The 14,559-nt window shown below is 51.6% G+C and carries 14 protein-coding genes and 1 other RNA gene; 7 read left to right on the top strand and 8 right to left on the bottom strand.

Annotation, left to right across the window (positions count from 1 at the left end; translation table 11 throughout):
- Positions 1-53: 53 nt before the first annotated feature.
- Positions 54-986, bottom strand: coding sequence for a glutamate biosynthesis transcriptional regulator GltC (gltC, locus tag CHH67_RS05570; RefSeq protein ID WP_095263998.1), 933 nt, complete (start codon positions 984-986; stop codon positions 54-56).
- Between the two features lie 73 nt (positions 987-1,059).
- Positions 1,060-1,689, bottom strand: coding sequence for a rhomboid family intramembrane serine protease (locus tag CHH67_RS05565; RefSeq protein ID WP_095264048.1), 630 nt, complete (start codon positions 1,687-1,689; stop codon positions 1,060-1,062).
- A 118-nt stretch (positions 1,690-1,807) separates the two neighbouring features.
- On the opposite strand from CHH67_RS05565, the gene tpx reads away from it, so the two are divergent.
- Positions 1,808-2,326, top strand: a complete 519-nt coding sequence (tpx, locus tag CHH67_RS05560; RefSeq protein ID WP_095263996.1) for a thiol peroxidase — start codon at positions 1,808-1,810, stop codon at positions 2,324-2,326.
- Between the two features lie 116 nt (positions 2,327-2,442).
- On the opposite strand, the gene CHH67_RS05555 is transcribed toward tpx, so the two are convergent.
- The 3 genes from CHH67_RS05555 to CHH67_RS05545 form a co-directional block, all read right to left on the bottom strand.
- Positions 2,443-2,835 (bottom strand): DUF1499 domain-containing protein, encoded by a 393-nt coding sequence (locus tag CHH67_RS05555; protein ID WP_095263995.1) that lies wholly within the window; start codon positions 2,833-2,835, stop codon positions 2,443-2,445.
- Between the two features lie 144 nt (positions 2,836-2,979).
- Positions 2,980-3,171, bottom strand: a non-coding RNA gene (gene ssrS / locus CHH67_RS05550) — 6S RNA.
- 43 nt (positions 3,172-3,214) lie between these two features.
- Positions 3,215-4,018: a YesL family protein gene (locus CHH67_RS05545; RefSeq protein WP_095263994.1), complete on the bottom strand. Its 804-nt coding sequence runs from the start codon at positions 4,016-4,018 to the stop codon at positions 3,215-3,217.
- A gap of 174 nt (positions 4,019-4,192) precedes the next feature.
- On the opposite strand from CHH67_RS05545, the gene CHH67_RS26470 reads away from it, so the two are divergent.
- Positions 4,193-4,303 (top strand): sporulation protein YjcZ, encoded by a 111-nt coding sequence (locus tag CHH67_RS26470; RefSeq protein WP_196426406.1) that lies wholly within the window; start codon positions 4,193-4,195, stop codon positions 4,301-4,303.
- A gap of 260 nt (positions 4,304-4,563) precedes the next feature.
- Here the strand turns inward: CHH67_RS26470 and cshA are convergent, their stop codons facing one another.
- Positions 4,564-6,141 carry a degradosome RNA helicase CshA gene (gene cshA / locus CHH67_RS05540; protein WP_095263993.1) on the bottom strand — a complete coding sequence of 526 codons (1,578 nt, stop codon included), beginning with the start codon at positions 6,139-6,141 and terminating at the stop codon, positions 4,564-4,566.
- A gap of 287 nt (positions 6,142-6,428) precedes the next feature.
- Here cshA and CHH67_RS05535 point away from each other — a divergent pair, with 287 nt between their 5' ends.
- The 4 genes from CHH67_RS05535 to CHH67_RS05515 all read left to right on the top strand — a co-directional run bounded on the left by CHH67_RS05535 (position 6,429) and on the right by CHH67_RS05515 (position 10,801).
- Entirely contained in the window at positions 6,429-7,250 is an 822-nt protein-coding gene (locus CHH67_RS05535; RefSeq protein WP_095263992.1) for a YitT family protein, read from the top strand.
- 177 nt (positions 7,251-7,427) lie between these two features.
- The gene (locus CHH67_RS05530) at positions 7,428-7,622 is read left to right on the top strand and encodes a hypothetical protein (RefSeq protein WP_095264046.1); all 195 of its coding nucleotides are present in this window, start codon (positions 7,428-7,430) and stop codon (positions 7,620-7,622) included.
- 288 nt (positions 7,623-7,910) lie between these two features.
- Positions 7,911-9,089 (top strand): putative glycoside hydrolase, encoded by a 1,179-nt coding sequence (locus tag CHH67_RS05525; RefSeq protein ID WP_095263991.1) that lies wholly within the window; start codon positions 7,911-7,913, stop codon positions 9,087-9,089.
- A gap of 335 nt (positions 9,090-9,424) precedes the next feature.
- On the top strand, positions 9,425-10,801 hold the full coding sequence (locus tag CHH67_RS05515; protein ID WP_095263989.1) for an MATE family efflux transporter: 1,377 nt from the start codon (positions 9,425-9,427) through the stop codon (positions 10,799-10,801).
- Positions 10,802-10,987: 186 nt separating this feature from the next.
- Here the strand turns inward: CHH67_RS05515 and pfkA are convergent, their stop codons facing one another.
- Positions 10,988-11,959, bottom strand: a complete 972-nt coding sequence (gene pfkA / locus CHH67_RS05510) for a 6-phosphofructokinase (protein WP_095263988.1) — start codon at positions 11,957-11,959, stop codon at positions 10,988-10,990.
- Positions 11,960-11,983: 24 nt separating this feature from the next.
- Positions 11,984-13,063, bottom strand: coding sequence for a tetraprenyl-beta-curcumene synthase family protein (locus CHH67_RS05505; protein ID WP_095263987.1), 1,080 nt, complete (start codon positions 13,061-13,063; stop codon positions 11,984-11,986).
- Between the two features lie 219 nt (positions 13,064-13,282).
- Here CHH67_RS05505 and CHH67_RS05500 point away from each other — a divergent pair, with 219 nt between their 5' ends.
- A complete protein-coding gene (locus CHH67_RS05500; RefSeq protein WP_244908093.1) occupies positions 13,283-14,476 on the top strand; it encodes an MFS transporter in 1,194 nt (397 codons plus the stop codon).
- The last annotated feature ends 83 nt before the right edge of the window (positions 14,477-14,559 follow it).

The raw sequence follows: 14,559 nt of genomic DNA, 5'->3' as shown, positions 1-14,559 counted from the left end.
AGCGATTCTCGCAGCGCAAGCTGCAGGATCGCTTCCCTTCTTTTTTCATGCATCTATGATGGACTTTTCGGTTTTTTCTGAGTCTCCTTGGAAGTCGCATCCAGGCCAAAGTATTGAAGCAGAAACTTCCGAAATGCCTGGGCTACGGGAGGGAGCTTTTCATCAGCCCGGTGAATAAGACCGATTGAGCGCGTCACCTTCGGCTCTGAGATGCGAACCCTCGCAGGCTGGAGCGGGTTCGTCTGAAAGAGCGCCATCTCCGGCAGCAGGCTTACACCCATGCCCGCCGCAACCAGGCCGCGTATCGTATCGGTTTCCTCGCCTTCAAAGGCGATTTTCGGCGTGAATCCCGCTTCAAGGCAGGCATGCCATACAATCGGCCGCAACGAATAGCCCTTGCTGAAGAGCACAAAGCGCTCTTCCTTCAATTGCTCCAGCTTGATCGACTCCTCACCCGCAAGCGGATGGTTGGGCGGCAGAATCGCGAACAGCTCCTCTGTCAGCACCACATCCCCATCCACCTGATCATGGCGGTCCGGAAATGGCGATACGAAAGCAAGATCCACCTCAGCCGAGATGACATCGCGTATCAATGTTGGAAACATCCCCTGCTTGAACCGAAATTTCACATTCGGGTACTTCTTCCGAAATTCGGCTACGATGGACGGTATAAGATGAATGCCCAGACTGTGGGGAAATCCAATCCGAACCTCCCCTTGTTCAGGGTCCAGAAACTCATGAATTTCCATCACAGCCCGGTCCAGATCCTTCATGATGCCTTCCACCCGTTTGCAAAATAGCTGGCCTACCGGAGTTAACTGCAAGTTCCGTCCCTTCTGCATGAACAGATTCACACCCAGCTCTTCTTCCAGCTGATGAATCTGCCTGCTGACTGCCGACTGGGCCACATGCAGCTCCTCTGCCGCTTGGGTAACGTGTTCCTTTTGCGCAACCTTTACAAAGTATTGCAACTGTCTTAATTCCACGATCTTGATCGCTCCATTCTCATTTCCCTAGAAAACTTAGTATATCCTGCAACTTTTCCAACCAATTGCGGCACTACGGCATATCTGAAGTTCGCGTCTTGAACAGACGAATCATCAGCCCGTATATAAAGAATCCGCCGATCAATCCACCGATATGACCTGCCATGCTGATTCCCGGGGCAAAAGAGAAAACAACCCCGATAATAAGCAGCGTGTACAGCATTTTGCGCGACGCCTCATCCATCACATGACGCTGGAACAGCGCGATATACAGATAGGCGCCATATACGCCATAGATCGCGCCTGAGGCCCCGACGAGGAAGGTGTACCGGTCCAACTGCTGGGTGTAGTAAGCAAGCCCGATCGCATTGCCCAGCACGCCGCTCGCCAGGTAAAGCAATACGTATTTCCAGCTGCCCATGATCCGCTCCAGAGGCGGTGCGAATACAAGCAGTGCAAAACTGTTGAACAGCAGATGGTCAAATCCGTTATGGAGGAACATCGCGGTGAATAAGCGCCACAGCTCCCCGCTAACCTGCGGCAAATCCGATGCGGCGCCATACTTCAGCAGCGTTACATAATTTCTTGATCCGCCATCAAAAGACGTAATGATGAACATGACGAGATTGGCAATTAACAGAAGAGTGGTTACCGGATAGTAACGCAGATAACTCTTCCAATTTTCATAACGAATAAATATCATAGCATCCTCCCATCCAAGCCGGCCTTGGATCATCCTTGTGGACATTCCCTTTTTAAAAAGATTATAATGTACCATGAACCCAATTACCAAATTTCAAAGAAACAAGGAGGAGATATTCATGGCTCAAGAACGTTCGGGAGCTGCCACATTCAAAGGTAATCCCATCACACTGATCGGCCCGGAGCTTAAGGTCGGTGATACAGCACCTGATTTTACGGTGAGCAAAAATCTGCTGGAGGACGCATCCCTGAAAGATTTTGCCGGAAAAATCAAACTGATCAGCGTTGTGCCTTCTCTGGATACCGGCGTTTGTGATGCGCAAACACGCCGATTCAACGAAGAAGCTGCCGGACTTGGAGATGATGTCGTTGTCATTACCATCAGCGTCGATCTTCCATTCGCCCAAGCCCGCTGGTGCGGTGCGGCCGGCATTGATCGTGTCGTAACGCTGTCCGATTACAAAACGCGTTCCTTCGGAGAAGCATACGGCGTCCTGATCAAGGAATTCCAGCTCGACATGCGCTCGATCTTTGTTCTGGATCAGAACGACAAAATCGCTTATGTGGAATACCTGAGCGAAATGACCGAGCATCCGAATTATGAAGCTGCAGTGGAAGCCGTGAAGGCGCTTCGTTAAGCCGCTGGCGGTTTACATAAATACGTGCACTTGATTAAAAAGCGGGAGAAGCTCTCCCGCTTTTTAATCTTTATACCGAAAGCAGCCTGTTGCCCGATTGATGTATATATACTCAGCTACGCTTCCACTTTATACTTGCTCAGCTTTTTATCCAGAACGGAGAACAGATTTAAAATTACACGGTAGTTCGCTCCGAGATCCCCCAGGGAACCGCGGGAAGCCGAATACATATCCACCGCACTGCGCACCGGATTGATCCCAAGCACAGAGACCGTGATATCCAGCGTACGGCCAAACGACGTTTTTTTCTCTAGTGTAATTTCTCCGACCGACTTGACTTCATGGAGCACTTTGTAGCCTGGAATTTTTTTAAGGGTCGAGGAAACCTCTTCAAAACACTTTTCTTTTGAAAGATTGTAATACCGCGTTTTCAGCTTTGGATCTTTAGCACGGTCGCTTGTGCCGTCATAGCTGCGCACGATACCGATTAGAACTCGTTTTAATGACAAAGACCGTTCCTCCTTTATAAATGACCGTTCCTTTCCATACTCTAGTTTAACATTGTTTATGCTTTCAGCAAACCTTTATATACAGCAAAAAGGCACCTCTTTATTTCGAAATTCCGAAATAAGAGATGCCCATTCATTCGTTGTACGAAACCCGCCTATGCCGTCCGGTATCATTGTCTTCGAACCTGCTATAGCAGGTGGGTGACCGCAGAAACGCTTATGAATTCCCCTTGTCTTGAGTGACAGGGCTGTTCAGCCACGATTCAATATGAGTCTCCCTAGACATCGTCATTGGTTCAAAACAACGGAAAACCGAAACGAACATCGCAGGATGTAGTCTTATTATAGGGGGTTTTTTAGAAAAAGTAAACTAAGTGTTCTAGGATTTCGACTCTTTCCGGTCTTTCTTGACGGAATCTGCGCTGTCCAGCAGCTCCTGCTCCGTCTCAGTGTTCTCTTCTTCTGCGAGTCTCATCTTCTCCTGCTGCTCCTGCATTTTCATAAATGTGGCATAGAAGTTAAAGAAGGCGAGCAGTGCGATCAGACAGAACAGGAAGAACATAAAGAGCACCGGCATCTGAAAACCTATATAGATCAGAACCGCACTTCCCGCCAGCGTCGAGAACACCCGAAACGGACGAATCAGTGTCAGCAAAATCGAATTTTTCAGAATCTGTGTAATCTTCATCTCATAATGAACCGTCATCGAGAAGAAATTAAACAGCGATACAAACACCACCAGAAGCAGCACGAGCATCACGATGCCGACAAGCTGGAAGCCTTCCAGCTGAGTCATGTAGACGGTATAGTCAACATACATAATAACGAATAGAAGCGTATACACAATACCGCCAATCATACTGTGCTTGTAGTTCTCTTTGTACCCTTTAAAGAACGTTTTGAATACGGATACATCCGGATTGCCCATAACCCACTTGCGGACAACCGTAAACAGGGCCGCGGTGGCAGGAAACAGTACAAAAGGCGACAAAATGGCCAAAATCCAGTTCGATAGAAGCTGCTCATTATGGGCTTCCGGCGTCTGAACCGCCATCAAGTACTTGGTCAATAGAATAAACAGGAAAGGCGATGTGCAAAGAACCCACAGCACATTTGAAAAAGCGATACGGGTAATCCATTCGGTGAGCCTGTATAAGCCACCCATGGCTCCTTTCATTTCCAAGTCTTTTTCCTCCTCACTAAACATGCATGTATCTATAAATATACCTTATTTGCCCTGCCCGTGACCAGTGCCTAATTTATAGCGTCTGGGTACACGTCCAAACCGGATTCCGCAGCTTCTCATAATATGAACCATAACCAAGCAGCAATCCTTAAAGATGAAGGAGGAGTTTCAATGTCTTGTGTTGGTGGATATGGAGCAGGAGCTGGACTGTATGGAACGACTGGCATCGTTCTTGTTCTCTTCATTCTTCTGGTTATCATTCTGCGTGCTTTCTGGGTATAACGAATCCTATCAATTATAAACGTTACTAGGGTTTGGATATATGATTTCAAGGGCAAGCATGTGGCGAAGACGGTCTTGACGGACCGGGCTTCGTCTTTTTTCTGTGTTCGTACCATTGGCGGCTGACGAACAAGCCTTGCAGCAACCGGTTAGACTATAACTATGTAAAAAAAAAGGCGCCGAAGCCATCGCTCTGTTGCAGAGCCTGACTTCGGCGCCTCTCGTGTTCATGCGCCTTCTACTGATTCGTTCAGCGCGGCTTATTCGTCTCCGCTGCGGTTGCTGCTGCGGCGATCTCCACCGCTATAGCTGCGCTCTCTGCGGTCGCTGCTGTTGCGGTTGCCGTCGCGGCTGCCGTAGCTGCGGTTGCCATCACGGTTGTAACCGCCCTTGGAGTATCCTCCGCGGTTGCCGCCGCCTTCGCGGTTCTGGCGATATCCGCCGCTGTTGCTGCGTCCGCCATAGCCGCCGCTCGGCTTGCGTCCGCTGCGAATGTCCGGCTTGCGGCGCTTCGCGCGAATCGGATCTTCCGGTGTCAGATGGATATCCACCGATTCCTTCTTGTCACCGGTGAGCAGTTTCATCGCAGCTGCCAGCAGCTGTACGGAATCATACTGCTCAAGCAGTTGAATCGCAAGACCTTTGTATTCGGTCAATTCTCCCTGCTCGATAATTTCAAGCACACGCTCGGCGATGACGCGCTGCTTGCCTTCAATCGCTTCAGCCATCGTAGGCAGCGGCTTGCGCGGAATGCGCTGACGCGTCACGCGCTCGATGAAATACAGATGATCCATCTCGCGTGGTGTAACAAACGACCAGGCCGTTCCTTCCTTGCCCGCGCGCCCTGTACGGCCGATACGGTGTACATAGCTTTCCGGATCCTGCGGAAGGTCGAAGTTCACAACATGGGTTACGCCGGATACATCAAGTCCGCGCGCAGCTACGTCGGTTGCAACCAGAACGTCAATGCTGCCGTCACGGAACTTGCGCATTACGGTATCCCGCTGATGCTGGGACAGGTCACCGTGAAGTCCGTCTGCAGAATAACCGCGCTTCTGGAGCGCTTCTGCCAGCTCATCCACCCGGCGCTTGGTACGGCCAAATACGATCGCGAGCTCCGGAGACTCCATATCCAGCAGCCGGCTCAGCGCCTCGAATTTCTGGCGTTCAGGAACCTCGATATAAGCCTGATCAATCAGCGGCGCGCTAACATGCTTCGGAATCACCGATACATGCTCCGGATCCTTCAGAAACTGGGAAGCGAGCTTCTGAATGTTCGCCGGCATCGTGGCCGAGAAGAGCAGCGTTTGACGTTCCTCCGGCACGAGCTTGAGGATCGACTGGATGTCGTCCATGAAGCCCATATCCAGCATTTCATCCGCTTCATCCAGAACAACCGTCTGCACGTCGTCAAGACGAATCGTTTTTCTGTTGATATGGTCAAGTAAACGACCCGGCGTGCCGATAATAATTTGAGGCTTCTTTTTCAAAGCCCGGATCTGACGGCCGATATCCTGACCGCCATAAATTGCTAATGAACGAATGCCTTTGAAACGGGACAGTTTGCCGATTTCTTCCGCAACCTGAATGGCAAGCTCACGGGTTGGGGTCATAACGAGAGCGACGATCCGCTCTTCTTCCTTGGCAATCTTGTGGATTAGCGGCAGGCCGAATGCGGCCGTTTTACCGGTCCCCGTCTGTGCTTGTCCAATCATGTCCTTCCCTGTCAGGGCAATAGGAATCGATTGCGCCTGAATCGGCGTGGCTTCTTCAAAGCCAAGCTCGGTAATCGCTTGGAGCACGCGTGGCTCCAAACCAAAATCTGCGAAGTTTTTCAATAGGTTCATACTCCTTCTATCTGTGGGCATCCCACTTTCTTATCTGTATTCTCAAGTAGCGGTAACGTTTATAGGCTTTCCCGGCCAGCAGGATTTTCTGCATGGTGCAACCAAGTATATCTCTCATACGCCTGGTAAATGGCAGGCAATAATGTATAATCATCCTGATACCTTGCAAAGTTTTCATTGTAACGAACTACTCAAGAATATCCAATACATTATATCACAAAACGAAACCGGAATACCATCAAGCTTAAGAAAGTCATAATAACCGGGAGGTGATTCCTATGTTGAAGCGTCTATGGACCTATGCTGCAATCCTGTTTGGAGGGATTGTGATCGCGGCCGGATTCAATCTTTTTCTAATCCCCCACCACCTTCTCAGCGGGGGCGTATCCGGTATCGCGCTGCTCATTTCTTATTTTTCACCACTCAGCGTCAGCCTCATGTATTTTGTTCTGAACATCCCGATTCTGGTGACCGGCTGGTTTCAGCTCGGGAAACGATTTGTCGTGCTGAGTATCTTTTCTGTTATTGTCACCACCCTGTTCCTGGAGTTGATTCCGGTACAGGCCGTAGCTACGGACATGCTGCTCTCCTCCGTCTTCGGGGGCGTCCTGGTCGGATTTGGCACCGGGTTGTCATTCCGCGTGGGCGGCTCGACAGGCGGTTTTGATATTATCGGCTCGCTCGTGACCAAGTACCGGGATTTCCCGATCGGAAGCGTGCTTGTTACCTTGAATGCGATCGTCATCCTGGCTGTCGCTTACCTGGACCAGGATTGGAATCTGGCGCTGGCCTCGATGGTCTCCATCTATGTCAGCGGAAAAATGATTGATTTGCTGCATATCAGCCATATCAAAGTGACGGTATTTATCGTCACCAACCAGACCGAAGCACTGCTGAGCAAGCTGCTGCAGCGGCCAAGAGGCGTCACGAAGATTAAAACCGAGGGCGCGTTTACCCATCGGGAAAAAGATATGCTGATGACCGTTACGACCCGCTATGAGCTGGCTGAGCTGCGGCGAATCATTACTGAGACAGACCCCGAGGCGTTTGTAAATGTCGTCGAAACCGTTGCTGTGATGGGACAATTTAGGCGCAACTGATCCCCTCAGGGATGAGCAATTGTTAATTTTGTGGTATAATATTGGTGCGGTGTTCCTACAATAGTCTTAAGAAAGCTTGAGCCAGGCACCATCCCCAGGCCCATTTTTATCTGTTTTTCCGTTTTACTGAAGACGTCCTGCCTAACCTAACATTCAAGGAAGGAAAGGGTGATTTTGATGGAAATGGAAACGGTAAGATTGTCACAGATCGTTATGAAGTGGTTCCCGGAGATGATCCCATTCTTCAGACAAAACGAACTCAACTCCATGATTGTTCTGAGGGACGGGCTGAATATCCTCGAACAGGAGGATGCGCTGGAGATCATTCAGTACAGCCTTTGTGAGCACCAGAGCCAAGCTCCGCTTCACTAATTTTTACACGTACAATTGCATGATTGCATTACAAAATGCCGTTATTCGTCCGGATGTTCCCGGCGGTAGCGGCATTTTTTGTTGCCTCTATATTTCCCTGCCACGCGGGGGTTTTTTTCTTCCTCCAGATGGCTCACCCGCCCCGGCTGACGTTTGAACCACCATTTCCCCGTTTAAAGACAAAGTACATACGGCACAGTATACAGTACAATGTAACAATCCTGTTCTTTTTCGTTTCTTCCATTCCATTATAATTTGATTGAACGTACACAAGGGAGAGGGAATAATATGAACATCATCTTGGCCTTCATCATCCTGGCCTCATCGGGTTTTGGCGTAACGGGGACAGATCAGCGTGAGGACACGCTTTCCACCATCATGCAATCATCCATTACCTCCGCCGTCATCCAAAGCAAGCAGCAGGTTCCAGGAAAGCCAGGCGTCAAGCAGAACACGACCGAAATCGATCCGCAGGCAGATGCCCCCAAAGTGAAGGGCGTTTACGTAACCGCCTACAGCGCAGGCGGCTCCAGAATGGATCAGCTCATCAACCTGATCGACGACACCGAGCTGAATGCGATGGTGATCGACATCAAGGATGACGAGGGCTACATAACGTACAAAACCGACAATCCGAAGCTGCTTGAGCTTGGGGATTCACAGCCCTTCATCAAAGACATCCATCAGCTGATGGACCGGCTTGAGAAGCATGATATTTATCCGATCGCCAGAGTCGTTGTGTTCAAGGATACGATATTGGCAAAGAAAAATCCCGAGCTTTCCTTCCGGAAGAGCGACGGCACCGTATGGAAAAATGGCGGTGGTGACAGCTTTGTCAATCCATATGAGCGCGAAGTATGGGAATACAACCTCGAAATCGCCAAAGAAGCGGCCAAGCTGGGATTTAAAGAGATCCAGTTCGATTATGTCCGTTTCCCCGAGGGATTTGAGAAAAGAGCCGATTCCCTCAAGTACACCAAAACCGAACAGTCCCGGGTCGATGTCGTAGCGGATTTTGTGCAGTACGCGCGCGAGGAGCTGGCCCCGATGGGCATCCGGGTGTCTGTCGACATCTTCGGTTATGCTGCCTCGGTTCCGGCAGCGGAAGGCATCGGTCAGGATTTTGTCAAAATATCCAAAAATGTCGACGTCATCAGCCCGATGGTGTATCCAAGCCATTATTCAGCCGGCTGGTACGGATCACAAACGCCGGACAAGGCGCCGTATCAGGTCATCAAAGGCTCGATGGAGGATACCCACAAGAAGCTGGATGAGCTTGGCGAGAAAAAGCCGATCATCAGGCCCTGGATTCAGGATTTCACAGCCAGCTGGCTCGGCAGCGGGAATTATACGAAGTATGGGAAATTTGAAATTGAAGAGCAGATCCGGGCACTGAAGGATACGAATGTGGACGAATATCTGCTCTGGAACGCCTCCAACCGTTATACGGAAGGCGTTGACCACTAAGAAGCGATGACAGGTTCGGCTGCCTTGGGCGGCCGGGCTTTTTTTTCGTCGGCGTGCTCGCGCCTCTCCCTGTTCACGATTTTAACAATAATCAGGTAGATAGCTGACAATGAATGTGATATGATGATTGCTGGCTGCATACGAAACGATGAACACACCTTGCATGGATATATGGATATGATGTCCGTGAATAGAGGCTCGGCGATAGCCGGCATATACGTTCAGACCCAAGCGCTCCTTACAGCTCATCTCCCATGATGACTGCAGGGAGTGTGATTTTTTTGTGCAGCACATTTCGTTCATCATCATCCTACATCAAAGGCAGGCTATTTCTAATGTTGCAAACCACGACTATGCGCGGCAAGATGAAGCAGTTTGCGATTATCTTGATTCCGATCTTGATCACTCAGCTCGCTTTGTCAGCCATCAGTTTTTTTGATACCAACATGTCCGGACGATTCAGCTCGGTTGATTTGGCCGGCGTCGCCATCGCCACCAGCCTCTGGCTTCCGGTCCAGACCGGTCTCAGCGGCATTCTGATCGGCATCACCCCGATCGTGTCTCAGCTTATGGGCAGGCGCGAGGAAGCGGAAGTGCCCTATCAGGTGAATCAGGCGCTCTGGCTCTCGGCTGCGCTGGCTCTGATCGTCATTGGTGCAGGCTATGCGATTGTTCCTTCCATTCTGAACAGCATGCGTCTCGAGCCCGAGGTGCACCGCGTGGCAATCGAATATTTAACGGCCATTTCCTTCGGGATCATCCCGCTGTTTGCCTATACCGTACTGCGCAGCTTTATTGATGCGCTCGGGCAGACGCGCACATCCATGATCATTACGCTGATCTCGCTGCCGGTGAACGTGGTGCTGAACGCCATGTTCATTTACGGTTTGTGGTTCTTTCCGAGACTCGGCGGTGTAGGCGCGGGTGTCGCCTCGGCGATCACCTACTGGATCGTTCTGATGATTACCATTCTGATCGTCCATAGAGTTCATCCGTTCTCCGATTTCGGCATGTTCCGCAAGCTTAGCAAGGCATCGCTCAGCGCGTGGAAAGGCATTATGAAAATCGGGGTGCCCATCGGCTTCTCGATCTTCTTCGAGACCGCCGTATTCGCTGCGGTGACGCTGCTCATGAGCAGCTTTAACACGATGACGATCGCGGCACACCAAGCGGCGATGAACTTTGCCTCCACGCTCTATATGCTGCCGCTCAGCATCTGCATGAGCTTGACGATTGTGGTCGGGTTCGAAGCAGGCTCCGGGCGTATGAAGGATGCCCGGCAATATGCCAAGCTCGGCATCGGCCTTGCTGTCCTGCTCTCGCTGGCAACCGCGATCATTCTGCTCGTCGCCGGGCGTCAGGTTGCCGGGCTGTATTCGAGCGAGCCGGAGGTTATCGCGCTTATTCAGCAGTTCCTGCTGTTCGCGATTTTCTTCCAGATTTCAGATGCCATCGCAACCCCGACACAGGGTGCGCTCCGCGGCTACAAGGATGTAAATGTGGCCTTTGTGCTCGCGTTTCTGTCCTATTGGGTGATCGGACTGCCCGTTGGGTACGTGCTGGCGAACTTCACAGAACTAGAGGCCTTCGGCTACTGGATCGGACTCATTACCGGCCTTGCCGTCGGGGCCACGCTGATGCTGCTGCGGCTGGTGAAAGTTCAGCGAAAGTTCGAGCGCGAGGCCAGCGGCACGAACACAAGCCAAGGTTGATCTCATTCGCACAGTCCGCGCCGATCGTCGGTTGTCATCGGCGCTTCGCTGCACGGCGCGGCTAACAAGCCAACAAACAACAAGGTCGAGGATCGGGCTGATCAGCCCCTGTCCTCGACCTTGTTGTTTCGTTATTGGCGTATGTTTCAATTTCGAGCGTATAACCGCGCTTGCTGCTGTCCCTGATTATTGGGACAGACGCAGCGCCAGGTTGTACATCTCCATGTCAAACTGCTTCTTCGTGTTGACAACCTTGTCGATGTCGGTGAGCACCAGCTCTCCTTTAATAATACCGCAGCCTTTATCCGACTCGCCGTTAATCAAGCTGCGAACCGCGAAATCACCGAGACGGCTCGCCAGGTTCCGGTCAAACGGAGTCGGTGCGCCGCCGCGCTGGATATGTCCAAGCACCGTTACACGCGCATCGATGGACGCATGGCGTTCCTTCAATCCTTTGACGATATCTTCCCCGCGGCCTACACCTTCAGCAACGATGATAATGCTGTGGCGTTTGCCATTTGCGAAGTTCTCTCTCATCCGGTCAGCCACTTCATCCAGGTTGAACTCCACTTCAGGCACCAGAATCGTCTCCGCACCGGAGGCAAGACCGGAATGCAGGGCGATGTCACCGCAATGACGGCCCATAACCTCTACCACAGACGAACGGGCATGGGAAGACATCGTATCCCGAAGCTTGTTCACCGCATCCACCACAACGCTCACCGCTGTGTCAAACCCGATCGTATAGTCCGTATATGAAATATCGTTGTCGATCGTGCCAGGCAGTCCCATCGTCTTGATGCCGAGCTTGCTCAGCTTGTTGGCACCTTGATAAGAACCGTCGCCGCCGATAACAACAAGACCGTCAATTCCGTTCTGTCTCAAAATGTCCGCGCCCTTCTGCTGTCCCTCGGCCGTCTTGAACTCTTCACAGCGAGCCGACTGCAGAATGGTTCCGCCGCGCTGGATAATGTCTCCGACGCTGCGCAGATCCATTTTAAAAATATCATTATTCAAAAGTCCCTGATACCCACGCTGAACCCCATACACTTCCAGCCCATGGTACAAGCCGCTGCGAACGACAGCACGAACGGCTGCGTTCATCCCCTGGGAGTCGCCCCCACTGGTAAGAACTGCGATTTTTTTAATTTCTGACATGATTCTTATTCCTCCTTAAGTGACTCATACTTTATGCTTGCGAATCCATCGGCTGTTGACAAAGAAAAATAACCGGGTCATCGGGCTTCTCTTCATCAGGCGCCTGGATACGGAGCGTACCAGCTGCTGCTCGCTGACTTTGGGGTCGGATAAATATAGGGCAAGTAGCCCCTCTATAATCATGCGATGAAAAGGGGTCGAGGGGATCGCCGTGACATCCTTCCGTGCCCACTCAACGATAGAAGCAATACGGTTTAGCATCGTATCCGCATCTTCGTAGTAATTGCAAAAGTTCAAATCGCCGCCCAGCCTGTCTTCGTCCTGATCAATCAGGTAATCCAGCATAATATGGAGACTGCATACGTTAGGAAAATAAGACCCATGAATGGTCGACGCATCCTCGTCATCCAGAAAGGGGTCGGTGGCGGCCAGAAACAGCATGAACACGCCGAGCGTCGAGCCCGTTGCCGCTGCAAACTCATTCCAGCGCAAATGCGGCGTCCGGTGCGCATGGCGGGACCACCATTCCAGCAATGCGGATTCTCTCTCTTGCGGATGGATGTGCTTGTACACTTGCAGATCGGTGTACAGCTCAGCCAGATCCCTTATGTAGGGCTGTGCCGCCTCATATCCAGGAAGCTCTGCAATCCGGTTCCGGCAGGTCTCTACAAGACGGGTCAGATATCCCCCATCCTCCTTCTCTGTCCGGAGCGAATAATAATCAGCCAGCTCGCTTCCCGGGGTGACGGCATCCAGCATCGATTGATGAAGCTGCCTGAAATCCGCGGGATCCAAAGAAGTGCTGCGGTCGCATAAATTATCCAGATAATCACTGATCGTCTGGTATGCCACAATGAGCGGAATAAGGATATGTTTGTCCGGGAGACTTGCCGCAGCATAGACCGCTCCCCCTTGACAGTGGAAGCGCTTGGTGTCGATGCTGGCCAGCGCCTGCCTCCGCAGCTCCTCATCCGGTATTCGTTCGGCTTCCTGACGCCACTTATCCAGTTCAATCCGCACTTCCGGCAATATGAATTTGTATACCCGGTTCATCAGCCCAAACGGGCTGCGCGGTACCTTACGGCTCAGCTCCTGATCATTCAATGAACTCTGCCTCCACACGGTTGTCTTTTATACCTATCCAAACCACACTTAATTATAATATGATCGTACATTTTGCACAAATAACAACCTTCATTGACTTTGGAATTTCGCCGGCGATATCGTGAATACAGGCATATATTCATCTATCTCCATTACGCAATATGTTATATACTTAGCGGAGTTGTCATTTGAAATAAAGATATGGAGAAGCTTTCGTTTATGAACAAGAAAACGATGCCCGCCGCGTCAGACCAGAACTGGCTGCGCGCGTTTATGTTTACGATATTCGGCTCCACCGCCCTGGTCATCTCATACTTTCCTTTGTATTACAAAAGCATCGGGTTCAGCAGCGCCCAGATCGGCTATCTGTATGCTATCGGTCCGCTGATCTCGATGTTCTCGAACATGATCTGGAGCTACGCCAGCGACAAATACCGTACGATCAAGCGCATTCTGACATTGCTGCTGATCGGCCAGCTTGTGCTGCTGCTTCTGCTCTGGCAGGTGTCAGGCTTCGCGCTGGTGTTCACCGTGATCAGCCTGTTCTATTTCTTCTATTATCCGGTCTATCCGCTGGCGGACACGATGGCCATCCAGACCGCGCAGCGCTACGGGCGCAGCTTCACGGTGATTCGCGTGTTCGGATCGCTCGGCTACGCTTTTTTTGCACTCGCGATCGGGTATGTCATCGGCGCTCAAGGGGTGTCCTGGACGCTGGCCATCGGCATAGCGCTCAGCGTATTTACGCTGCTGTTCTCCCTTCAGCTGAAAGACGGGGTCATGAACAAGGTCGAAGGCATGAATGCGGCGAACCTGCTGAGACTTTTGCGCTCCAGGGAGCTCTTGTGGTTCTTCGGGTGCACGCTCTGCCTGGCGCTCGCCCACCGCATGAACGAGGCCTTCTTCACGGTAACCCTGTCCCAGCTCGGGGCGGGAGAAGGACTGATTGGCTGGGCGCTCATGATTGCGGCTGTGAGCGAAATTCCGATTTTCTTTCTGCTGAGCAAATACGGCGACAACATCAAGGAACTTCCGCTGCTCGCTTTTGCCAGCCTCATGTTTGGACTGCGCTTTCTGCTGATGGCGCTCGCGGCCGATCCAATCGTCGTGCTTGCCGTGCAGTGCCTGCACAGCATCACCTTCGGCGTCTTCTATGTAACGGCCGTCCGGTATATTACGCGGATGATGCCGCTCCAATTCAGGGCGACCGGCATGGCGTTGTTCACCATCTTCTGGTCCAGCGCTTCGGGGCTGATCAGCGGCGCCTTTGGCGGCATCCTGTTTGAACATGCCGGACGCCCCTTCTTCTACATGTTGGCGGCGATGTTGTCCGTGCTGGCTTTTGCCGGCTTCCTCGGCCGCCATCTGCTGGCGAAGCCTGGGCAGGTCTATCATGAAGGAATCGGGGGCTGACCGCCCCCGGTTATAGGCTTGCCCCAAGCTTGGACCCGCACCGGGCCCCTACACGCAAAAAAACACAGTTCCATGTAGGAACT

The organism is Paenibacillus campinasensis (assembly GCF_002272015.1).
GTDB classification, from domain to species: domain Bacteria; phylum Bacillota; class Bacilli; order Paenibacillales; family Paenibacillaceae; genus Paenibacillus_AQ; species Paenibacillus_AQ campinasensis.
This window is presented reverse-complemented; position numbering and strand designations above follow the sequence as displayed.

Bases quoted from the DNA above. Each gene is read 5' to 3' on its own strand.
- CHH67_RS05500 (WP_244908093.1), top strand. From the start codon at position 13,283: ATGAACAAGAAAACGATGCCCGCCGCGTCAGACCAGAACTGGCTGCGC.
- CHH67_RS05565 (WP_095264048.1), bottom strand. From the start codon at position 1,689: ATGATATTTATTCGTTATGAAAATTGGAAGAGTTATCTGCGTTACTAT.
- CHH67_RS05525 (WP_095263991.1), top strand. From the start codon at position 7,911: ATGAACATCATCTTGGCCTTCATCATCCTGGCCTCATCGGGTTTTGGC.
- CHH67_RS05530 (WP_095264046.1), top strand. From the start codon at position 7,428: ATGGAAATGGAAACGGTAAGATTGTCACAGATCGTTATGAAGTGGTTC.
- pfkA (WP_095263988.1), bottom strand. From the start codon at position 11,959: ATGTCAGAAATTAAAAAAATCGCAGTTCTTACCAGTGGGGGCGACTCC.
- tpx (WP_095263996.1), top strand. From the start codon at position 1,808: ATGGCTCAAGAACGTTCGGGAGCTGCCACATTCAAAGGTAATCCCATC.
- CHH67_RS05515 (WP_095263989.1), top strand. From the start codon at position 9,425: ATGTTGCAAACCACGACTATGCGCGGCAAGATGAAGCAGTTTGCGATT.
- CHH67_RS26470 (WP_196426406.1), top strand. From the start codon at position 4,193: ATGTCTTGTGTTGGTGGATATGGAGCAGGAGCTGGACTGTATGGAACG.
- CHH67_RS05535 (WP_095263992.1), top strand. From the start codon at position 6,429: ATGTTGAAGCGTCTATGGACCTATGCTGCAATCCTGTTTGGAGGGATT.